The following is a 21,762-nucleotide window of genomic DNA, read 5'->3' as shown; positions in this document are numbered from 1 at the left end:
AAATAACTAAAAAACGAGGATTTATTTTACTGCGTTCAGATTAGAAAGTATACATCTATCTTTTAAATAATGACATCGTATTATTCCATTTTTTAGGAGCCTTCTTCTTGTTGTTATTTTCATACCTACAAAAAACAAAGAGTTTGTTTCTAAGTACAAAATTCCGTCGGTTTTGAGCAGGAATCTTTGGTCTTACGAGGTCAATCTGCGAAATAGCAAAATGATATGTTTTTTGTTACAGAACTTTAATGTATATTTGCGAATAAATTTGTACGTCGATCTTTCGACAATTGTTTAATTAAATAAATCTGTAATTATGAAGAAAATTTTAGTAAGTTTATCCGTTATTGCTCTATCAGGAATAGTTTCCTGTGAGAACGTAAAACAAATTAAGAAAGAAACTCAAAACTCTGTAGAAAATGTTGTTGAAACGCTACAGACAGAGACTGAAAAAGCCGTTGATCAAGTAAAAAAATCAATTTCTGAATTTGAAGTGCCTTCTTTTCAAGATAGTGATTTACAGAAAATGGCTACAGACTATAAAGCATATTTACTTGAGTTAGAAGAAGCTACCAAAGCGGGAAGTCAAGAAAAAATCGATCAATTAAAAGCAAAATCGGAGGAATGGGCAAAAAAAATTGAAGAACAAGGAAAGAAAGTTTCGTCCGAAGACCTCAAAAAATGGAGTGAGTGGGCTGAACAATTTGTTCAATAATTGAAATTTAACGAGAGAACTGTCCGAAGAATTCAACTTTTCGGACAGTTTTTATTCTTAATCCTTTTCCTTTCTGTGTAACTCTACAAATTTTTTTTTCTTCTTTCACAGCAATAATTCGGCGTAAATTTTAAACTTCAAAATCCGGACACCTCTTCTGAGTGACATTTTGTCATATTTCTTCCTTTGGCACAATCATTGACTATTAGATGCTCGAAGCCCAAAGCGGAGCAGTTCCGCCTAAGGTGATAAATAAATGTTGAATTAAAAATAAATTAAGAATATGAGCAAAATTATTGGAATAGACTTAGGAACCACCAACTCGTGTGTTTCTGTAATGGAAGGTAATGACCCTGTGGTAATTACCAATGCCGAAGGCAAAAGAACCACTCCATCGGTAGTAGCTTTTGTGGACGGCGGAGAAATTAAAGTAGGAGATGCTGCTAAGCGTCAGGCAGTAACCAATCCTAAGAAAACCGTTTATTCGATTAAGCGTTTTATGGGAAATAAATTCTCTGAATCAGAGAAAGAAATGGCTCGCGTACCTTACAAAGTGGTAAAAGGCGATAACGATACGCCACGTGTGGATATCGATGGAAGATTGTACACTCCGCAAGAAATTTCAGCAATGATTCTTCAAAAAATGAAAAAAACAGCCGAAGATTTCTTAGGACAAACCGTAACCGAAGCCGTTATCACCGTTCCTGCATACTTTAACGATGCACAGCGTCAGGCAACCAAAGAAGCAGGAGAGATTGCAGGACTTAAAGTTCGTCGTATCATCAACGAGCCTACCGCTGCTGCTTTGGCTTACGGATTGGACAAAAAACACAATGACCAAAAAATCGTAGTATTTGACTTCGGTGGTGGTACGCACGACGTATCTATCTTGGAGTTAGGTGATGGCGTATTCGAAGTACTTGCAACTGACGGAGATACACATCTTGGAGGTGATGATGTAGATGAAAAAATCATCAATTGGTTAGCTGAAGAGTTTCAGGCAGAAGAGCAAATGGATTTGCGTAAAGACCCAATGGCGTTGCAACGTCTTAAAGAAGCTGCGGAAAAAGCCAAAATCGAGCTTTCTTCTTCTACACAAACTGAAATCAACTTGCCATACATCACGGCTACGGCAACAGGTCCGAAACACTTGGTGCGTACCCTTACTCGTGCAAAATTCGAGCAATTGATTGACGATTTGGTAAAAAGAACCATCGAGCCTTGTCGTACTGCCCTTAAAAATGCAGGACTTTCAACAAGCGATATTGACGAAGTGATTTTAGTAGGAGGTTCTACACGTATTCCTGCGGTGCAAGAAGCGGTAGAGAAATTCTTCGGAAAGAAACCAAACAAGAGTGTTAACCCTGATGAAGTGGTAGCTGTTGGTGCGGCTATTCAAGGGGGCGTTTTAACAGGAGATGTAAAAGATGTATTGCTTTTGGACGTAACTCCGCTTTCACTCGGTATCGAAACAATGGGTGGGGTGATGACCAAACTTATCGAAGCCAATACAACTATCCCAACTAAGAAATCGCAAGTGTTTTCAACCGCCGCTGATAATCAGCCAAGTGTAGAAATCCACGTATTGCAAGGAGAACGACCAATGGCAAACGATAACAAAACGATAGGACGCTTCCACTTAGATGGCATTCCGCCAGCACCTCGTGGCGTTCCTCAAATCGAAGTAACGTTTGATATCGATGCTAACGGAATTATCAAAGTTTCGGCAACCGATAAAGGAACCGGCAAATCGCACGACATCCGAATTGAAGCCTCATCAGGACTTTCACAAGAGGAAATCGAAAAGATGAAACGCGAAGCCGAAGCCAATGCCGAAGCCGACAAAAAAGCCAAAGAAAAAGCCGACAAAATCAACGAGGCAGACTCAATGATTTTCCAAACCGAGAAACAACTCAAAGAGTTTGGCGACAAACTTCCGGCAGATAAGAAATCAGGCATTGAATCGGCATTAGAGGAGTTGAAAAAAGCACACCAAAGCCAAGATTTGGGACAAATTCAACCTGCTTTGGACAGAATCAACGAAGCGTGGAAACAAGCCTCTGAAGACCTTTACAAAGCACAACAAGCCCAAAGCGAACCGCAACCTAACACAGGCGGTCAGCAACAACAAAACGGCGACAATGTGCAAGATGTAGATTTTGAAGAAGTGAAATAGTCCGTAGCACGGATGGGCAATAAATACAGCCCCACCTGATACTAATTGGGTGGGGTTTTTAACTAACTTAAAAAATATCTTATGAATACATCAGAGAAATTTAAAGAATTTTTATCGAATATAAAGATTCCAGAGGATAAAGCAAATACTATTTCTTATAGATATGGTAGAATTACAAAAAATCTAAATGAAAAGTTTAGAGATACGAGTTCTAAAACTAATAACCATTTACAAGTTGGTTCGTATGGTAGATATACAGGTATTAAAAGTATATCTGATTTGGATATGCTATATATAATGCCAGACTCAGAATGGGATACCTATAAAAATGGGGGACAATATAAATTATTAAGTGATGTGAAAGAATCCTTAGAAAGTACATATTTTTCATCGGATATTAAGGTTGATAGATGTGTGGTTACTATAAATTATTCAGATAATTCTCACATTGATGTTCAACCTGTATTTGAAGAGGAAAGACAAGACTATAAATATCCTGACACAAGTAATGGTGGTTCTTGGAAAATTACAAAACCAAAAAAAGAGATGGCTGCTATGAAAGAATTTTCAGATAATAAAAACAAAAATCTGAGAAGGCTTTGTAAAATGGCGAGGGCTTGGAAAAATAAGAATGGTGTTGTAATGAAAGGTTTATTAATAGATACCCTTGCTTATAATTTTTTGAAAGAGACAACAGACTATGATGATACAAGTTATTCATCTTATGATAAAATGTCAAGAGATTTTTTTAAGTTTTTATATGACCAACCCAAAGACCAAAAAGAATACGGAGCATTAGGAAGCAAACAGAGAGTTAAAGTTATTAAATCTTTTAGAAGAAAGGCAAAGAAAGCATATGATTTGGCTTGTAAAGCTATTGATGCAGAAAAAGATAAAGAAAAACATCAAAAGTGGAGAGATATTTATGGTAAGGAATTTCCATCTTATTCAGAAGCGGTAAATGAAGCGAAAGTAATGAATTTTAGTTATAATAGTACAGAAGAATTTATTGAGGATTTATATAAAGTAGATATTAGATATAATTTAGAAATAGATTGTGAGGTAAAACAAAATGGATTTAGAGAATATTTTCTCCGTGAGATGTTGAAAAGGAATTTCCCTCTTCTAACAAGTAAAAGTTTGAAATTCTTTATTAAAGAAAATGAAGTTCCAGCCCCATATGAAGTAAAATGGAAAGTCATAAACAGAGGAGAGGAAGCAATAAAGCGAAATTGTGAACGAGGACAAATTCTAAATGATGCAGGAAATCATATTAGATTTGAAAATACTGATTTTAGTGGAGAACATTATGTAGAATGTTATATAATCAAGGACAATATTGTTGTAGCCCGAGATTTTATAGATGTTCCTATTAGATAGAAAATACTATGGATAAAAAACAACTAAAACAATACATAGCAAAAACGGCTTATAATATAGGTTTTGGAGCAAAGAAAAATTTTGCTTCATACGATATAATTAGAAATACAAATGAGTATATTTCTATGATATCAATGGCAATTGGAATATTAGCTTTAGTTTTTGAAACTTTTAATGAGAAAACAATATCGGCATTATTATTAATAGCCGGTATTGTTGGCTTATATATTAGCAAATTTGAATCTATGTTAAATGATTACGATGAAATAGGAGTTACTAATACGAAACACTTTAATGAATTAAATGTCTTATATTATAAAGTAGATGAAATAGATGCTAACACAGATGAAATATTATCTCAAGTTAAAGGAATTGAAAATGATTTTTATTCAAAGACTATAAGCAAACAAGTTTATTTTAGTGGTTGGTATGCTCACTATAAGTTTTTTTATCAATTTCAAAGTGAATGGATTGTAAAAGAATTAAAACTTACATTTTGGAAAGATAAAATACCAAGTAGTTTAAAAGTTTTCATATTTTTAATTCTGCTTGGAATAATACTTTTTTTGATTTTATGTTTGTTGATAACAAATATAAAATCAAATTCTTGTGTAATTTACATTTCCTAAAAATAATGTTACTGAAATCACAGCCGTCCGAAAGTTTTTTGAAAACTCATAAAATTCCTTGTCAACCCTTTATTTATAAGGGCAGACTTGTTTGTTGTGCGGAATTATCTCTGTCAAAGAGTGTGTTTTCAGGTGGTTTTTTCACTTTTTTTACGATAGGTTTCAGTTCGTTGCAAACATAATTCAGCGTCAGATAGTGCATAAGACACACCCTTATTTTCTCGCAAAAATTACTAAATGCCGTCTTTTTATCGCTATAAAATCGCTTTATCAACTCCAACAGAAGATAGCAAATCAAAGATACATAAATCTGTGATTTCACCGCATTTTCACTCGTGCCAAGAAAAGTTTTTATCTGTAAATTTTGCTTCATCGCCTTGAAAAACAACTCAATATCCCATCGTTTTTTGTACAAATCCGCAATGGTTCTCGCCGTCCAATCCATATTATTGGTGATGATTTCTATGGTTTTGTTGCCGTCTTGCTTATAAACCGTTACCAAACGTAATTTCTCTTGATCAATACCACTTTCTACCGCCTTTTTTGAGGTCAAAACGATGATTTCATCTTTGAGGATGTCGTGGTCTTTTTCATCAGGCAGGTCTCGTTCTTCAAAACTTTGGTAGAGCGTGTTGGACTTAATTCGCGTAACAAAAGTATTTTGGCAATGGATTCTGCCGAGCATCAAACTAAAATCAAAATAGCCTCTATCCTCAACAATGATGGTGTTTTTCGGATAGATATTTTGTTGTAATCCTTTGCTATCGTGTGTTTTAGCTTCGGTGATATTGACCATTTCAGGCAATCCAAGTTGATCGTCCCAAACGGTGTGAATTTTGAGTCCGCCTTTAGCTGTCCGAAATTTTGCCCAGTTGAAAAGACTTAAACACAGGCTAATGGTAGTACTGTCAATGATTTTTATTTTGTGGTTTTGGATTTCATCGATGATATGACTTTGATGTTTGGCTTTTAAAGAGTGTTTGTAATACTTTAAAAGACTAGAATACAAATCTTTAAATACTGCATAATGTCTTACTTTGTTTCCATCACTCATTGTTGATTTTGCGGGACTTTGTTTGAGTTGGAGATCGCTTAGGAAAGTGCTACTTACTGATAATCCGCAACTTATGTCGGATAGCGTATAGCATTTATTCAGCTGTCCGAAAGTTAGTGCCACCAATTGGTCGCGAGTTTTATAGGTAGACTTTCCCTTATCGGACTGATGTTTAGCGATTTCCGCTCTTAAAATATGCGCAGGAATGAGATCTAAAATTTGTCTGATTACGGGTTTATTTGTATTTTTGCTTCGCCTGAAGAGTGCCATAATTGAAAAAAAATGGGAATTTTTCAAATATACAACATTCTCAGGCAACTTTTATTTTAAAAGTTTCGGATAGTTGTGTACTGAAATAAAACCTAACAAATTCTATTTCCTACGTAAAATATTTGAGATGTAATTATACAGATTCCATTTCATCATCGATTTAATAAAAATAAAATCATATACAACCCATTTCACCAATGATTTACTAAAAATACAATCGTAAATAATCCATTTCACTCGTGATTTACTGAAAATACAATCATACATAACCTATTTCATTAGTGATTTGCCAAAAATACAATTGTACACGGCGTATTTCAGCGATTAGTAAAATAAAAAAATATTTTATGTAAAACGCTTTAAGCATAAATTCATTTTGTTTTTTTGAAATGTTAAAATAAATCTAAATCGTTGATTATTAAAAACAAATTACATAGCTTTGTAACATCAGTATAAATCTTAAAAACAAAATTAGTTATGTTAAAAATCTTAAAACCTTCCGCCCGCATCACTGAAATGGCAGATACCGCCAAGCAATTGGTGATGCTCTATAAAAGCGAAACGGCGTTAGCAAACGACCCCATACTAAAACCCGTATTCGCACAGATTGAACCCCTCGCCGAAGCCCTTTCACAAGCCATCAAAAGTGACAAAATCCTTTCGGAGGTGGATAAAGCCGATGATGTGCGTGATGAATTGGTGCGTCAGCTCGAAAAATATCTGAAAAGTTATGCTAACATTCCTGTGGAAAACCTTCGCAAATCGGGCGAAAGGCTCTACGCGGTGTTTTCCAAATATGGCGTAAGAATTACTCGCGAAAGCTATGCGGTGGAGTCGGCACATATTGAATCGCTTCTGAAGGACCTTGCCGAACCTACGCTACAAACCGATATTTCGGCACTCGAAGGCATCGCTTCCACCATCGAAGCCCTTAAAACAGCTCAGGCTGATTTTGACCAAAAGCGTTTAATCCACGACAAAAACCTCGCAACACAGAGCAAACGCCCTAAATCTGCCGACCTTAAAAAGCAACTTTTAAAGCAAATCAACATCGGACTGATTCCGTATTTAACTTCGGCAAGTTTCGTCAATCCCCAAGCATTTACGCACTTTGCCGACACGGTGGCACAAATAATCAATACCATCAACGCTGCCATCAGTGGTAGAAGCAAGAAAACATAAAAGAATACGCCTCCCGCTACTAAATTAGATAAATCATATCGAGATAAATTACGGATTAACAATAATGGTAAACAAATAGTGAAACAAACCTCGTCAAATTCACTCTTGGAGCGAGGTTTTATTTTGACTTTTTGAAAATATATTCGTTAAAGGATTGTTTCAATCATTTAGAGACCTTTACAAGAACCGTTTACTTTCTATTTTTTTGTATTAAGATGATTTTTTTTAGAAAATGTGTTTCTGAAAATTCAAATTTGTGTTCTTTTTCATCGTTTTTTCTCAATTTTTCTGAAGCAATTTTAACCAAAATCTCCTTTTTTTTACGCCTTTTAATGAAAAAAAAGGCTATTTTTTAAGGAAAAACACTCGAAAAATTGACAAAAAAACATCAAAAAATCATCTGTTTTCTGTTTTTAAATATGTGATTTTCTAAAAAATCGTTTCAAAAATTATTTAAAACCAGTTAGGAAAAGGAAATGGAGGGTCTTGCAAAGGACTCAATCTTTGTAAATTAAAAAGTCATAAGTTTACCAAACCACTTCCTTTAGACTGTAAGCGAATCAATCACTTGAGTTTCTCATTGCTGTGATGCCTGTCGTGGTCGCGTTTGGTTTTTTTGTCCATTTTTTGATCAAAGGCTTCCTGCAGGTCTATGCCTGTTTGGTTTGCCAAACAAAGTACCACAAAAACCACGTCAGCAAGTTCTTCGCCTAAGTCTTTCTGTTTGTCACTTTCTTTTTCGGATTGCTCACCATATCTACGAGCAATGATACGAGCTACCTCGCCTACTTCTTCGGTAAGTTGAGCCATGTTGGTCAGTTCATTAAAATAACGAACTCCATGTTCTTTTATCCAATTATCAACTTCTAATTGTGCGTTTTTTATATTCATTTATGTCAAGGAATAGCGTTCAGAAAACAGAAGATTTCTAAACTATTTTACTACATTTTTTATTACAACACCTCTTCTGGTTCGTTTTTTCCTTCAAGCAAATAGTTGATGACGGTAGCAGCGGCATGTAAACCAAATGCTGCAGGCATATAACTAATGGTTCCATAGAACGATTTTTTGAAATTCGTACCATCTGTTTGTTGCATAGTATCTTTGGAAGCTACTTCGGAGGAATAAACTGCTTTAAAACCAGAGTGGATACCTTCTTTTTTGAGTCGTTTTCGAATGTTTCGTGCCAGGGGACAGTCACGTGTTTTTCGAATATCTGCGACTTTCACTTGGGAAGGATCAAGAGCTCCTCCAGCTCCCATACTGCTAATGAGTTTAATTCTTTTAGCTCGAGCAGAAAGAATTAGGTTTAGCTTTGGGGTAATACTATCGATACAATCTACAACGTAGTCAAAATCGGGGGTAACAACTTCAAAAGCTCTTTCTGGGGACAAAAATTCTGTTAAAACAGTGAGCTCCAACTCAGGATTGATATCTTTTAATCGAGAAGCCAACACCTCAGCCTTAGATTTACCAACGGTACTTTGTAAGGCAGGTAACTGTCGATTGATATTCGTTACATCAAACACATCTCCGTCAATAATGGTCATCTTACCTACACCACTTCGAGCGATAAACTCAGCAGCAAATGAACCTACGCCTCCTAAACCTACAACAAGAATGTTTGCCTTTTTCAGTCGTTCAATTCCCTCGGATTTGACCAAGAGTTCTGTGCGTTCTAACCAATTTTTCATACAATATATACGTATGGTGTATGTTACGCACAGCTAATTTTATTCACTCGGTTGGTATGTCTTCCTCCTTCAAACTGAGTTTCTATGAAAGTTTTTACAATTTCAACAGCTTGTTCAATGGCTGTAAATCGGGCTGGAATACTTACCACATTGGCATCATTGTGCTGACGTGCCAACGCTGCGATTTCCTTTGTCCAACACAATGCACACCGGATTCCCTGATGTTTGTTAGCCGTGATGGCTATTCCGTTGCCACTTCCGCAGATGACAATACCTAAATCAACTTGCTTGGTAGTCACAGCTTCAGCCACTTTATGCCCAAAATCGGGGTAATCAACACTGTCAAAGGTGTCTGTACCGAAATTGATAACTTCTATACTTCGGCTTTCTAAATAATCTACAATGGCTTTTTTGTAAGCAGGACCTGCATGGTCATTCCCAATGGCTATTTTCATTATATCTGTTTTAAAGCAACAAAAATAGAAAAAACAATAGAAATAGCAAAAATAGTGATTCAACTTTAGAAATGTGAAACAAAATATATTTCATACCTTTGCACCGCTTCCTATCAAATGGAACTCCATCGGAAATTAAAAATACGGAAATCAATGATTTTATCTTCACAAAAAATATATCAATTGATTTACGCATGGTCAAATAATCATAATTTAGAGTTTTTGACATTTGAAATGACCCCTTCCGTTTTCGGAGTACTACTTAGTTATAGGACGTGAATAAGAAATAAACAACATAGCATCTTATGAAAGAGATAACAAGCACTCAAAATAGCTTAATTAAACAATTACTTTTGCTTCAAGAGAAATCTCGAAACAGAAAAAAAGAAGGTATTTTCGTTATTGAAGGGACTCGTGAAATAACATTGGCCATCAAGGGTGGGTATACTTTACAAACGATTCTTTTTCAACAAGATATTTTTTCGGAAGCCCAACTGAAGTCACTACTTCTGGAATCCAAATCCTCCCCTGAGTGCATTTGCATATCCAAAGAAGTCTACGAGAAACTTACCTATCGTTCATCAACAGAAGGTGTGATTGCTGTAGCGGTTGCTAAATCACATTCATTGAGCGACTTACACCTCAAAAAAACAAAACCTCTAATCTTAGTTGCCGAAGCTCCTGAAAAACCTGGGAACATCGGCGCTCTGTTACGTACGGCAGACGCAGCGGGAGTTGATGCGGTGTTGATTGCAAACCCGAAAACGGATCTATATAATCCGAACATCATCCGTTCAAGTGTGGGATGCGTTTTTACAACAAGCATTGCGATGGGAACAACTACTGAAATCATAGATTTTTTGAGAGGTCAAGGAATTAATATTTTTTGTGCAGCTCTCTCAGCATCAAAACCTTACACAGAAGTTTCTTTTAATCAAGGAGTTGCTATTGTTGTCGGCACAGAAGACGAAGGACTTACAGAAGAGTGGCTATCCAATTCCAACCAAAACATAATCATCCCGATGCAAGGAGTTATCGACTCAATGAACGTTTCAGTAGCCGCCGCCATATTAGTTTTTGAAGCTAAGAGACAACGAAGTATGTAAGTTTTGCTTCCAAAAAGCACTCTAATTATAGTAGCCGTTGATAAGCACATCCATGCTACAATTCCTCTTTAATTCGAATTAAATTGCGTTTAATATGCTCCAATTTCTCAATGATTTCGTAATTAGATAAAACCTGCTCATGCCCTTCTTTCAGTTTTTGACGAGCACCTTCAAGGGTAAATCCTTTTTCTTTAACCAGATGATATATCAACTGTAGTTTTTTCACATCGTCGGCAGAAAACTTTCGGCTTCCTTTGAGATTCTTTTTTGGACTAATTATTCCAAATTCTTTTTCCCAAAAACGTAGTAGTGAAGTGTTTACATTAAAGGCTTTTGCAACTTCACCTATGGTGTAATACAACTTTTCAGGTAAATTTATTTCCATAAAGATACTTAGTCCATAGATTGGTTCTCATGAGTTGAAACTCTCAACATTTCGGCATATTCATCAGGTGACAAATTACCGTAGTAGAAATGTATCGGGTTGATATGCTCCCCATCTTTAATGATTTCATAATGCAGGTGAGGAGCCTGTGAGCGTCCCGTATTACCGACTGTGCCAATTAGTTCTCCTCGTTTAACGCGTTGTCCTGCCTTAACTTTGTAGTCATTCAAATGGGCGTAAAGACTTATGTAGCCATAGCCGTGATCGATACGAATATGCTTTCCATACCCCGAGGAAGCGTCATCGGCTCGTGTGATAACCCCATCGCCTGAGGCGTAAATAGGTGTGCCTGTGGGTGCTGTGAAATCTATTCCGTTATGAAATTTTTTCGCTTTCGTAAAAGGATCATTTCGCCACCCAAAGCCAGAAGCTATTCGTGTTAAATCTTTATTATCAACTGGTTGTATCGCAGGAATGGATGCTAAGAATTTCTCTTTCTCTTTAGAAAGCCCTGCAATTTCATCTAAGGATTTTGACTGAACTACTAATTGCTTTTGTAAAATTTCTAAACGTTTGGTGGTAGCAATAAGCAACTTAGAGTTGTCGAAATTTTCAAGGTGTTCATAGCGATTTATTCCTCCAAAACCACTTTTTCGTTGCTCTTCAGGAATAGGAGCTACATCAAAATACAAACGGTACATATTGTTGTCTCTCTCCTGAATATTGGCTAACACCTCTTCCATTTGTTCCATTTTTTTATTTAGGATTTGGTATTGGGTTTCATATTGCTTTACTTCTCGTTGCAACGAAAGTTCTCGAGGAGTATAAAAAAAACGCATATTTATCATCAGAAACATCGTAATCCCTCCAAAGAGAGCCGAAGCTACCAAGAAAAGGATAATATTTCTAATCTTTGTTCGCTTTTTACTTGCAATACGCTTGTAAGAAAGCGTTTCTGGGTCGTAATAATATTTTACTTTTTTCATAGGATATTTTTATTCTCACACTGAGTTTGTAAAATAATTTGAATTACTAACAGATGATTCGTGTGAAAACCATTGCCGATAAGGGCAAAGGTAAGAAAAAAATACATATAGCTTTCTCTAATTTTGGAAAAAGTTATAAGATGTTTTTTAAACAAATAAGCAAATTAGATCATTCAGCAACGATTGATGTTGAACATATATCCGAAAATTTATAAAACAAAAACTTACTGAAATTCTAGAAAATCTAATTAAAATTGGTTGATTTATTACGTGTCTTTTTTCTATCTGACGACCTCTTGATTACAAAATAGCTAAGTCCTAAAACTCCAATCCAAACGGGAATCAATAGCACAGAAAGCAACATCCCCGTTAGGGTCATCACGCCTAAAATAGCTGTCAAAAAAGCAATAGACACATAGTTAGAAAAAGGATATAAAATTGATGGGAATTTAACTTTTACTTGTTCTTGGTTTTTTACTTTTCGGAATTTTATATGGGTAAATGAAATCATCACCCAATTGATAATCAAGCATGAAACTACCAACGACATCAAAATATTAAATGCCTGTTCAGGTACAAATTTATTGATGATAACGCACAACGCTACGAAGCAACTCGATACTATGATAGCTCGGATTGGAACAGCGTTTTTACTTAGATGCTTCAAAAATTTTGGTGCATTGCCCTGTTCAGAAAGCCCGTAAAGCATACGACTGTTACTATAAACTGAAGAATTATAAACGGAAAGAGCAGCTGTTAAAACTATAATATTCAACGTATTAGCAATCAAATGAGTAACCGAATGTTCTTTCCCAAAAAGAGAGAAATTCAATCCTTTCAAATTATCAAAAACCGTCACAAAGGGACTTGTGTTCGTGGTAATAGTTTCCCACGGAGCTAATGAGAAAAGGATTATCAACGCTCCAATGTAGAAAACTAATATCCTGTAAATCACCTGATTGGTAGCTTTGGGAATGTTCTTCTCTGGATTTTCGGCTTCAGCGGCAGTAATTCCGATGAGTTCCAACCCACCGAAGGAGAACATAATGATTGCCATCACAGCTAAAAGTCCTTGGTAGCCACTGTCAGTTTTTTCAAACCATCCTTTCGGAAAAAAACCACCGTTATTTACCAAATTTTCAACCGTAGCTTCTGCTCCACCTGTACCTGATAAAAGCAAGTAGGTTCCAAATAGAATCATGGCAATGATCGCGATTACTTTCACAATAGCAAACCAAAATTCGGCCTCCCCAAATAATTTTACCGAACCTAAATTGAGTGCCGTTATGGTTAAGAAGAAAAATCCGCTTGATGCCCATAACGGGATTTCGGGCCACCAATAGCGGACGTAAACACCAATGGCAGTGAGTTCAGCCATGGAAACCAAAATGTACAACACCCAGTAATTCCATCCTGAGATATAACCTGCAAAATTTCCCCAGTATTTATAGGCAAAATAGGAGAACGATCCTGAAACTGGTTCTTCAACTACCATCTCCCCCAACTGTCGCATAATGAAAAAGGCTATAATGCCTGCCAAGGCATAGCCCAAAATAACGGAAGGCCCAGCCAGAACAGCGGCTGAACCAATACCTAAAAAAAGTCCTGTGCCAATAGCTCCTCCCAAAGCAATAAGCTGTATGTGTCTGTTGGACAGCCCCCTGCGTAGCTCTTGATTTTTATTTGTATCTTCCATAGTCATTTTTCAAGTAAGCAAAAATAGAAGAAAGATTCTTATTCGCAAAATAAAATGTTCTTACCTGAAAAAAATACAAATAACGTTTTTGTTTACTAAATTTCCTAAGAGATACAATCTTTCTACTCTGGGTAAGCGATTCGAACGTGATAAATGTTCGTTAATTTATTTTTAAAGACTTGCTTTACCTTTTCGATTTCTCTAAGTGTAATATCTGCGTTAGCAAACTGATTTTCATCCAATTGCTTTTTAATGATTTTATCTACAAACTCGTCTATCATTTGGTAAGTTGGATTTTTGAGACTTTTTGTAGCAGCCTCAACAGAATCTGCCATCATTAAAATAGCGGTTTCCTTTGAAAAAGGAGCGGGACCGGGATATCTAAAATCTGCTTCTTGACAATCTGGATTCAGCTCTTGTTCCTTTTTATAAAAATAGTACGTGAGTGTTGTTCCGTGGTGCGAACGTATGAAATCAATTACTCGCTTTGGTAGTTTATTTTTTCGGGCTAATTCCACACCATCAGTTACGTGATTAATAATAATTTTTGCACTTTGCAAAGGAGATAACTTATCATGTGGATTAATGCTTGTTTTTTGATTTTCAATAAAATAAATTGGATTTAGCATCTTTCCTATGTCATGATATAATGCTCCTACACGAACCAATAGAGTGTTACCTCCAATCTTGGCTGCGGCGGCTTCAGCTAAATTGGCTACTTGCATCGAATGTTGAAAAGTTCCCGGTGCTTTGTCGGAAAGTTCTCGTAACAATTTGGAATTGGTGTCGCTCAACTCTAAGAGTGAAACATCGGACACTAATCCAAATACTTTTTCATAAATGTAGGTCAATGGTTGGGAAAAAAGAATTCCTATCCCATTGAGAATAAAGAGTGTAAGCAAAGAAATGTCTATATTCTGATAACTTCCTTCTGTGATAAAATGAAAAGCAATATAAGTTATCAAATAGGTTCCCGTTATGAGAGCTGCCGACACAAAACTATTCAATCGGTAATGTAGTCCTTTTGGGGTAATAATAATTGTTAATGCTGCAATAATCTGAATTACAATAAATTGGAAACTATTTGGAGCAACAAAGCCCAATAGTAAAACAGTAACTATAAAAACAAAAATAACCGTTCTCAAATCAAAAAATGACTTGAGAATCAGCACAATAATCCCTACAGGTACCAAATAAATGTAGTCTGGAAACCGATGAGCGATGAAACTTACCAACAAAATTATTGACAACACACTAAACAGAATTACTGAAATTTTAGTGTTGTTCTTGAATATTTTGCGTTCATAAATTCGCAAATACAATCCCATTAGAAATAGTACCATCCCAACCAAAACATAATAGCCAAGTAACGACCAATAGTAGTTGCTTTGATTCCAATTTTCTGACTGATATTCAGCTTGTAACGAATTAAGAGCATTCAGTTTTTCACCCTCAATCATTTCTCCTTTGGCGATAATAAGTTGACCTTGTTTTATCCATCCACGTGTATAAACAATTTCTTTAAGGTTTTCCTCCAAGGCTTTTTGTGTGAAATTCTGATCAATTTTAATATCGGGTTGCAGAACTTCGAAAAATAAATCATAATACGCATCTGTAAAATTAGCGTATTCATTCTCTTCAAAAAAATTACGGATTTTGGCATTTAATTCATCCAAAAAGAATACTTGTTCAATCGGCAACTCACAAACTTCATTATTGTGCTGAATCATTGTTAGGTTGCTTCCTTTGACATATTCTGAAGAAATCATTACTCCATTTTGATATGCAAATTTCAAAAAATCCGCACCTTTGCTGAATAACTTCTCTTTTTTCTCTTGTGAAATATTCCGGAAGTACTGATTTTTTCTGTCATCAAATTTTACTTGTGAAATTTGGAAAACAGTGGTGTCCTTTTTATAGTAAACCACAGATTTCTCTTCTATTGCACGTTTTTCAGCTGTGATTTGTTCGTCCGATTTCTTCAAAGAGAAATCAAATGGAGCGTAGAGCGTTTCATGTTGCCATGGCTTACCTTTCTGGAATTCATATTTAAATTTAGCTTTTTTTGGAAACACTTGGACAATTAAAATTAAGGCCACCAAAAAGAGGAAAGTTTTAAATATAGTTGATTTCCGCAAGGATAATGCAAAACGAAACTGTTTCATAATGTAATGAAAAATAGAATTGTAATAGGCAAATATACGAAAAAAATGATAGATTTGCGAACTGTAAAAAAAAATAATCACATCCAACTTTGGCATACCTATTGATATAACGATTTAAGAAAGAATTACTTAATACGTTGTGATATGAAAAAAATATTCATCATACCTATTTTAATGTTACTAACTCTGTCAAGTTGCTCTGTGGACGACAAATACGACAATAGACTACATTTGCATGAGTTTTTACATTCATTTGATTTGTGGCATATTGATATTAATCAAACAATGGGTAACGCTCGTATTCCGATGCTTAGCCGTGCCTTTACAATGACATTTCATTACAACACAGAAGTGACTGCAAATAACAATTTGGTAGGATTAGGCACTATAGGGAACGGCTATGGTCTTAGGATTGGTCGTTACAATACTTCGGGTGATCATCTGACCATTTCGCACGACAGAGATGGTGTTTTCCACTTCAAAGTAGTACAAATATCTTCCAATGAAATTGATCTGATTGATTTGGATTCCGATGCAGTATATCGATTGATCGGCTACCGAAAAGCTAAATTTGACTACAATCAATTATTTTTCGATAATATCGCATATTTTCTGCAAGAGTATGAATTTTGGCAAAAATCACATACGAGTGTGCAAGGATTAGAAAATCCGTTTGATCAAGAAAACTTTTTATTCTTTTTTAATAATAAAGGAGCATATGCCTTTGAAACTAAACATTCGCTTTACAACAGTAACTTAATCGGATTTGGAACATACCGCATTGAAAGTACTAACTTTAAAGATGTTAAACGATTGATTTTGCTGTACGGTCGCGATACAGAGGTTTTTGAACTACGAGTAATTAATGACCAAACCATTGAGTTGTATCACCTAAAATCAAGAACTACATACGAATTTGTGGGAATGAGAAATATTGTTTTCCTAAAAGATAAAGATTCTCCTCAAAGAGAGAAAGTACAGTAAAAATTCTTCTCAGCAATGAGAAAACTAAACTCACTTATTTTCGGATTTTATTTGAAAGAAATCACTCATCACGACACTCCTACATCGGAGCAAATTCTCTTTGAAATAAAAAAATATCACTTAGCATAAAGGTTTTCATTTAAAAGAAAATGACTTGAAAAGAATCCCAATAAAATCGCTATAATTTATTTATGTTTTTTGAAAATATCAATTCTTTTTGAAGAAGAAATTTATAGAACTGAGAAGTGTTCGCTGAAAAATGTCTTGCATAAGCCGAAAACTATTTTTGTGATTGTAAGTATTATTAAAGAAGAGAAAAACGGGGTCACAAGACGGTTGAAAGACACTGAAAAACGTTGGACATTATGTATGAGTATAGCCTATTCTAGGCTTAATTTTGGGAGTATCCCATAATCTGTGTAAGTTGAAAAGTTATTCTGAAATTTTTTGAGCCCTTAAAAGCTCAAAAAAAATTTCGGAAATAACTTTTTAACTATTTTTGACCCATAATTTAAACAGATATGATTAACAAGGAAGAATTGCTCAACAGCAAAGAATTTTACAAGTCATTTAAGACTGCTGAGGACTTGACAGGTTTCTTTAAAGAGCTCCACAAAAAAGCGGTGGAACATATGCTCAATGCCGAACTCGACGTTCACTTGGACAACGAAAAACACGACAAAACTAAAGATGGAAATTATCGTAACGGACACACTTCCAAGAAGATAAAAACTTCCTTTGGCGAAGAACAAATCCAAGTTCCTAGGGATAGAGACGGTAGTTTTAACCCAATGTTAGTCCCTAAACGCAAGAACGTTATCGATGGTTTGGAAAACATCATCGTATCGTTCTATGCCAAAGGAATGAGCGTGAGCGACATCGAAGAACAAATCCAAGAAATGTACGGCTTTGAAGTATCAACTTCCACAATATCAAGGATTACCAATGCGGTTACCAATGAAATGGTCGCTTGGCAGAACCGCCCGTTGGACGAGCTGTATCTGATTGTTTGGATGGACGGCATCGTTTTTAAAGTTCGTGAGAACTCAAAAGTTGTCAACAAAACCATTTACCTTGCTGTGGGCTTGAATCGAGAGGGAAAAAAGGAAGTTTTAGGAATGTGGCTCGGAAAGAATGAAAGTTCCGCCTTTTGGATGAGCGTTCTCACTGATTTAAAGGCTCGTGGAGTGGAAGATATTCTCATTACTGCCACCGATAATTTAAACGGATTTACGCAAACCATTCGCACGGTTTTTCCCCAATCACAAACGCAAATATGTGTGGTTCATCAGATTAGGAATGCTTGTAAGTATGTGGTTTACAAAGACAGAAAAGAATTTACAGCCGATATGAAACACATTTATACTGCCCCTAACAAGGAAGCTGCCAAGGTTGCTTTGGAGGATTTTGCCCAAAAATGGGAGTCAAAATACGGCTATGCTATCAAATCTTGGTATGACAATTGGGACGAATTGACCGTATTTTTCGATTTTCCGTTAGAGATAAGAAAAATTATTTACACAACCAATCTTATTGAGAATCTGAATGGTAAGATTCGGAAATACACCAAAAACAAGCTGTCTTTCCCAACAGACGAAGCTGTGCAAAAGTCCGTTTTCTTGGCTTTGAGAGAAGCTACCAAAAAGTGGAGTATGCCTATCCAAAATTGGGGGATTGTCTTAAACCAATTTATGCTTATATTTGCACAAAGACTCAAACTATAAAAACTTAACCCCAACTTTTTAACTTACACACTTAGAGGGATAGTGTCCTCTGTGTTACTCTGTTCCAAAAGCAACATTACTACCACAAGCGTGGAACAAACAGCTTTATTCGTGAAGAAAATTTAGCACACGGCAAAGGAAACATAAAAATGTTCCCTTTACCTTTTGTAGGCTAACCTATTCTGTTTCGTGTATTGAAATTGACCAGATTTCTAACAGCAGAATAAAGCTAACGCTCTTACAATCAATTGAAAATAAAAAGCGTGGGAAACATTTTATCTGCTGTTAGTTGGCTCTGGTCTTGCCTCACGAATACAGAAAAATATTAGCCCACGCAATATCACGCAGGCATCAACTTTTCATTCCGTATTCGTTTTTAGAGAATTGACCAGATTCCTAACAACAGAACAAAAGCTAATGCTTTTTTATTTCAAATTTTATGGTGCTAAATTAAAAAAAATTTTTATAAAAGAAAAATTTAGATTTTGTTTCTTGAAATTTCCGCCATATCTTAATTTTATCTTACGAAAATCTGTTTTTGTGTTTTCAAGTAATAAAAGCTTTATTGAGTTCCTCATATAATTTCATATATTTGCAGTTCATAAAATCAGGTAGTTATGGAAATTTTTAACGGTCAAAATCTTTTAGAGTTCACTGAACGCTTCAAAACCGACTTAGATTGTGAAGAATATTTAGCTCATTGGAAGTGGGAAAAAGGCTTTGTTTGTCGTAAATGTGGGCATACAAAAAGCCAAATCCGCAAGGATTTTTCAAGAACTTGTAACATTTGTTCTGATACAGAAAGCCCTACGGCAGGAACACTTTTTCACAAAGTAAAATTCGGGCTTCGTAAGGCTTTTTTTATTTGTTTTGAAATCGAAGATTCGACGAAGTCAAATGTGTGCAACCACTAAAAACCTATCAGCTTTACAAATTTCTGTTCGTTATGGAATTACCGAAAATACGGCTCGATTGTTTATGCACAAAGTTCGTGAAGCAATGAAATCCAATGAATTACATAAAATGAATGGTCAAGTTCAAGTGGACGAGTTTACTGTGGGAGGGAAAGAAGATGGCAAACAAGGTAGGAGTTACGATTCAAAGAAAAAAAAGATTGTTTGTGCCATAGAACTAACTGATGATGGGAAGGTTAAACGATTCTATGCTAATAAAATAGAAGATTATTCTGCCAAATCATTACGGACAATTTTTGATAAACATATTGATAAATCCGCCCAAGTGACCACTGATGATTGGAAAGGTTACAGACCTATTAAAGATTTCAATATCAAACAAATACCGAGTAATAAAGGGAAGAATTTTCCTATTTTACATACCATAATACACCAAGTAAAAAGTTGGTTGAGAACGATTTATTGTCGAGTTTCAGATTTCAATATGGATAGATATTTGGCTGAATTTTCATGCCGAATTAACCGTTCTCAATCGAAAGATAATATACTCAATAATCTCATCAAACGAATGATTGAGAAGAAACCTGTTCATCACCGGAATTTGATATGTAGTTAAGTGTGGAACTCAAAATAATAATATGTTGCTCTCGTTGTAGGTTGCTACTTCTTCAAAAAAGGCTATTGGTTTTTGGCTGGTGCTTTGAATCATAATGTGTGTAGTTTAGAGTTTCCAAAGTTACAAAAAATGTTTCAGCTATGTTTCAGTCTATAAATAAAAAAAAGCACTTACATTTTTGTAAGTGCTTTTTTATTCGCTCCCCCTACTGGACTTGAACCAGTGACCCTCTGATTAACAGTCAGATGCTCTAACCAACTGAGCTAAGGAGGAATTTGTTTTCATTTCTGATTTGCGATTGCAAAGGTACAACAAATTTTGATTTCTGCAACAAATAATCAAAAAAAATCAATCTTAAAAAGTGTTAATTTTTATAACTATCTGATTTACATATGTTTTTTTTGACGAAATTCATAAACTTTTGAGTTGCTCCACTTTGATTTTGGATGTATGTTCTATTAATATTTCCTATCTCAGCTCGTCTAATGGGAGAATCAATTAGTGAGAATAATACTTTTTGGAGTTTTTTACTACTATCTACAGAAATGACTCCACCTTTTTCAACCAATTCTTTAGCTTCATTAAACTTTTCATAATTCTTCCCGATGATGACTGGAATTCCAAACACAGCAGGTTCTAAAACATTATGCAGACCACTGTTGCCCATACCCCCTCCCACATAAGCAATATCTGCATAGCTATACACCTTGGTTAGAATACCCACCGTATCTAGAATATACACTTGAAAATCAGATGTGTTAAAGTCTTTTTTCTCAGAGAACAAAACGCTTTTCAGATGTATTTTTTCTCGTAAAGCATTAATTTTTTCAGTATGTATATCATGAGGTGCTATGATATATTTTATGTTTTCCTTGCCTGAGTTGATTATATCCACATAGATACTTTCGTCCTCTTCCCAAGAGCTACCAAATACCACGCAGAGGGAGTTACCTACAAATTTTTCAATGAAATCCAAGTGATTATCTCGATGTAGAATTTCAGTAACTCGGTCAAATCGTGTATCTCCACTAACTGTAATGTTTTCAAAACCAATCGATTGTAATAATTGTTTTGATTTTTGATTTTGTACAAAAAAATGGCTAAAGCAATGTAGTGCATTGCGCATCATGCCACCGTAAGGCTTGAAAAAAATCTGCTTTTCACGGAATATTCCTGACAATAAGAAAGTAGGTACATTCCTCTTTTTCAGAGTAATAAGATAGTGATACCAGAACTCATATTTCACGAAGACAGCCATCTTGGGCTGTATAATATCTATGAATTTTCTTGTATTCCGAGGTGTGTCCAATGGTAAATAGACAATCACATCAGCTTCAGGACTATTCTTCCGTACTTCATAACCTGAAGGAGAAAAGAAAGTCACCACAATCTTATAATGTTTTCGGAGTTCTTTAATCACAGGCAATCCTTGCTCAAACTCACCAAGAGAGGCAACATGAACCCATACATAATCCTGATTTTTAGCTATTTTTGACTGTAATATGTTAAAAATATCCTTTCTTCCATTGATAAAGAGGCGTATTTTGGGATTAAACAATGCTACTATATGCAAAATAAATCCTAAAAAGTAGATACTTATTGTATATAAAATAACCATGTTTTTTTTAATA

17 protein-coding genes, 1 tRNA gene and 1 pseudogene are annotated in these 21,762 nt (G+C 35.4%); 9 read left to right on the top strand and 10 right to left on the bottom strand.

The window, feature by feature from the left end; genetic code table 11:
* Positions 1–316 precede the first annotated feature (316 nt).
* The 4 genes from ACF3OB_RS05390 to ACF3OB_RS05375 all read left to right on the top strand — a co-directional run bounded on the left by ACF3OB_RS05390 (position 317) and on the right by ACF3OB_RS05375 (position 4,900).
* On the top strand, positions 317–715 hold the full coding sequence (locus tag ACF3OB_RS05390; protein ID WP_392448670.1) for a hypothetical protein: 399 nt from the start codon (positions 317–319) through the stop codon (positions 713–715).
* Between the two features lie 283 nt (positions 716–998).
* Positions 999–2,891 (top strand): molecular chaperone DnaK, encoded by a 1,893-nt coding sequence (dnaK, locus tag ACF3OB_RS05385; RefSeq protein ID WP_392448668.1) that lies wholly within the window; start codon positions 999–1,001, stop codon positions 2,889–2,891.
* Positions 2,892–2,972: 81 nt separating this feature from the next.
* The gene (locus tag ACF3OB_RS05380) at positions 2,973–4,271 is read left to right on the top strand and encodes a nucleotide-binding domain-containing protein (RefSeq protein ID WP_392448666.1); all 1,299 of its coding nucleotides are present in this window, start codon (positions 2,973–2,975) and stop codon (positions 4,269–4,271) included.
* Positions 4,272–4,279: 8 nt separating this feature from the next.
* On the top strand, positions 4,280–4,900 hold the full coding sequence (locus ACF3OB_RS05375; protein WP_392448665.1) for an SLATT domain-containing protein: 621 nt from the start codon (positions 4,280–4,282) through the stop codon (positions 4,898–4,900).
* 73 nt (positions 4,901–4,973) lie between these two features.
* Here the strand turns inward: ACF3OB_RS05375 and ACF3OB_RS05370 are convergent, their stop codons facing one another.
* Complete coding sequence (locus tag ACF3OB_RS05370; protein ID WP_095894317.1) at positions 4,974–6,224, bottom strand: IS4 family transposase; 1,251 nt, start codon at positions 6,222–6,224, stop codon at positions 4,974–4,976.
* A 477-nt stretch (positions 6,225–6,701) separates the two neighbouring features.
* On the opposite strand from ACF3OB_RS05370, the gene ACF3OB_RS05365 reads away from it, so the two are divergent.
* Positions 6,702–7,406 carry a DUF6261 family protein gene (locus ACF3OB_RS05365; protein WP_392448663.1) on the top strand — a complete coding sequence of 235 codons (705 nt, stop codon included), beginning with the start codon at positions 6,702–6,704 and terminating at the stop codon, positions 7,404–7,406.
* A 564-nt stretch (positions 7,407–7,970) separates the two neighbouring features.
* Here the strand turns inward: ACF3OB_RS05365 and ACF3OB_RS05360 are convergent.
* The 3 genes from ACF3OB_RS05360 to rpiB all read right to left on the bottom strand — a co-directional run bounded on the left by ACF3OB_RS05360 (position 7,971) and on the right by rpiB (position 9,555).
* The gene (locus tag ACF3OB_RS05360; protein ID WP_392448661.1) at positions 7,971–8,297 is read right to left on the bottom strand and encodes a nucleotide pyrophosphohydrolase; all 327 of its coding nucleotides are present in this window, start codon (positions 8,295–8,297) and stop codon (positions 7,971–7,973) included.
* A gap of 62 nt (positions 8,298–8,359) precedes the next feature.
* Positions 8,360–9,100: a ThiF family adenylyltransferase gene (locus ACF3OB_RS05355; protein ID WP_095912225.1), complete on the bottom strand. Its 741-nt coding sequence runs from the start codon at positions 9,098–9,100 to the stop codon at positions 8,360–8,362.
* 23 nt (positions 9,101–9,123) lie between these two features.
* Positions 9,124–9,555 (bottom strand): ribose 5-phosphate isomerase B, encoded by a 432-nt coding sequence (gene rpiB, locus ACF3OB_RS05350; protein ID WP_042005786.1) that lies wholly within the window; start codon positions 9,553–9,555, stop codon positions 9,124–9,126.
* Between the two features lie 305 nt (positions 9,556–9,860).
* Between rpiB and ACF3OB_RS05345 the strand changes: the two genes are divergently transcribed.
* Positions 9,861–10,661: a TrmH family RNA methyltransferase gene (locus tag ACF3OB_RS05345; protein WP_392448658.1), complete on the top strand. Its 801-nt coding sequence runs from the start codon at positions 9,861–9,863 to the stop codon at positions 10,659–10,661.
* 55 nt (positions 10,662–10,716) lie between these two features.
* Here ACF3OB_RS05345 and ACF3OB_RS05340 read toward each other — a convergent pair whose 3' ends face one another.
* The 4 genes from ACF3OB_RS05340 to ACF3OB_RS05325 all read right to left on the bottom strand — a co-directional run bounded on the left by ACF3OB_RS05340 (position 10,717) and on the right by ACF3OB_RS05325 (position 15,893).
* Positions 10,717–11,046: a MerR family transcriptional regulator gene (locus ACF3OB_RS05340; protein WP_095912228.1), complete on the bottom strand. Its 330-nt coding sequence runs from the start codon at positions 11,044–11,046 to the stop codon at positions 10,717–10,719.
* 8 nt (positions 11,047–11,054) lie between these two features.
* A complete protein-coding gene (locus ACF3OB_RS05335; protein ID WP_095912229.1) occupies positions 11,055–12,032 on the bottom strand; it encodes a M23 family metallopeptidase in 978 nt (325 codons plus the stop codon).
* A 244-nt stretch (positions 12,033–12,276) separates the two neighbouring features.
* Entirely contained in the window at positions 12,277–13,728 is a 1,452-nt protein-coding gene (locus ACF3OB_RS05330) for an amino acid permease (RefSeq protein ID WP_392448656.1), read from the bottom strand.
* A gap of 122 nt (positions 13,729–13,850) precedes the next feature.
* On the bottom strand, positions 13,851–15,893 hold the full coding sequence (locus ACF3OB_RS05325; RefSeq protein WP_392448654.1) for an HD family phosphohydrolase: 2,043 nt from the start codon (positions 15,891–15,893) through the stop codon (positions 13,851–13,853).
* Between the two features lie 144 nt (positions 15,894–16,037).
* On the opposite strand from ACF3OB_RS05325, the gene ACF3OB_RS05320 reads away from it, so the two are divergent.
* From ACF3OB_RS05320 to ACF3OB_RS05310, 3 genes and pseudogenes are all read left to right on the top strand, one after another.
* A complete protein-coding gene (locus ACF3OB_RS05320) occupies positions 16,038–16,877 on the top strand; it encodes a hypothetical protein (protein ID WP_042344692.1) in 840 nt (279 codons plus the stop codon).
* Positions 16,878–17,398: 521 nt separating this feature from the next.
* A complete protein-coding gene (locus ACF3OB_RS05315) occupies positions 17,399–18,601 on the top strand; it encodes an IS256 family transposase (RefSeq protein ID WP_095893597.1) in 1,203 nt (400 codons plus the stop codon).
* A gap of 617 nt (positions 18,602–19,218) precedes the next feature.
* Positions 19,219–20,131, top strand: a pseudogene (locus tag ACF3OB_RS05310) (IS1595 family transposase).
* Positions 20,132–20,330: 199 nt separating this feature from the next.
* On the opposite strand, the gene ACF3OB_RS05305 reads toward ACF3OB_RS05310, so the two are convergent.
* Together ACF3OB_RS05305 and ACF3OB_RS05300 are read right to left on the bottom strand one after the other, a co-directional pair.
* Positions 20,331–20,404 (bottom strand) — tRNA-Asn (locus ACF3OB_RS05305).
* Between the two features lie 91 nt (positions 20,405–20,495).
* A complete protein-coding gene (locus ACF3OB_RS05300; protein WP_392448652.1) occupies positions 20,496–21,749 on the bottom strand; it encodes a 3-deoxy-D-manno-octulosonic acid transferase in 1,254 nt (417 codons plus the stop codon).
* Positions 21,750–21,762: the final 13 nt, after the last annotated feature.

The organism is Capnocytophaga canis, from assembly GCF_043187445.1.
Classification (GTDB): Bacteria; Bacteroidota; Bacteroidia; order Flavobacteriales; family Flavobacteriaceae; genus Capnocytophaga; species Capnocytophaga canis.
This window is presented reverse-complemented; position numbering and strand designations above follow the sequence as displayed.

Bases quoted from the DNA above. Each gene is read 5' to 3' on its own strand.
- ACF3OB_RS05375 (WP_392448665.1), top strand. From the start codon at position 4,280: ATGGATAAAAAACAACTAAAACAATACATAGCAAAAACGGCTTATAAT.
- ACF3OB_RS05390 (WP_392448670.1), top strand. From the start codon at position 317: ATGAAGAAAATTTTAGTAAGTTTATCCGTTATTGCTCTATCAGGAATA.
- ACF3OB_RS05345 (WP_392448658.1), top strand. From the start codon at position 9,861: ATGAAAGAGATAACAAGCACTCAAAATAGCTTAATTAAACAATTACTT.
- dnaK (WP_392448668.1), top strand. From the start codon at position 999: ATGAGCAAAATTATTGGAATAGACTTAGGAACCACCAACTCGTGTGTT.
- ACF3OB_RS05365 (WP_392448663.1), top strand. From the start codon at position 6,702: ATGTTAAAAATCTTAAAACCTTCCGCCCGCATCACTGAAATGGCAGAT.
- ACF3OB_RS05335 (WP_095912229.1), bottom strand. From the start codon at position 12,032: ATGAAAAAAGTAAAATATTATTACGACCCAGAAACGCTTTCTTACAAG.
- ACF3OB_RS05330 (WP_392448656.1), bottom strand. From the start codon at position 13,728: ATGGAAGATACAAATAAAAATCAAGAGCTACGCAGGGGGCTGTCCAAC.
- rpiB (WP_042005786.1), bottom strand. From the start codon at position 9,555: ATGAAAATAGCCATTGGGAATGACCATGCAGGTCCTGCTTACAAAAAA.
- ACF3OB_RS05340 (WP_095912228.1), bottom strand. From the start codon at position 11,046: ATGGAAATAAATTTACCTGAAAAGTTGTATTACACCATAGGTGAAGTT.
- ACF3OB_RS05315 (WP_095893597.1), top strand. From the start codon at position 17,399: ATGATTAACAAGGAAGAATTGCTCAACAGCAAAGAATTTTACAAGTCA.
- ACF3OB_RS05380 (WP_392448666.1), top strand. From the start codon at position 2,973: ATGAATACATCAGAGAAATTTAAAGAATTTTTATCGAATATAAAGATT.
- ACF3OB_RS05320 (WP_042344692.1), top strand. From the start codon at position 16,038: ATGAAAAAAATATTCATCATACCTATTTTAATGTTACTAACTCTGTCA.
- ACF3OB_RS05370 (WP_095894317.1), bottom strand. From the start codon at position 6,224: ATGGCACTCTTCAGGCGAAGCAAAAATACAAATAAACCCGTAATCAGA.
- ACF3OB_RS05300 (WP_392448652.1), bottom strand. From the start codon at position 21,749: ATGGTTATTTTATATACAATAAGTATCTACTTTTTAGGATTTATTTTG.
- ACF3OB_RS05360 (WP_392448661.1), bottom strand. From the start codon at position 8,297: ATGAATATAAAAAACGCACAATTAGAAGTTGATAATTGGATAAAAGAA.
- ACF3OB_RS05325 (WP_392448654.1), bottom strand. From the start codon at position 15,893: ATGAAACAGTTTCGTTTTGCATTATCCTTGCGGAAATCAACTATATTT.
- ACF3OB_RS05355 (WP_095912225.1), bottom strand. From the start codon at position 9,100: ATGAAAAATTGGTTAGAACGCACAGAACTCTTGGTCAAATCCGAGGGA.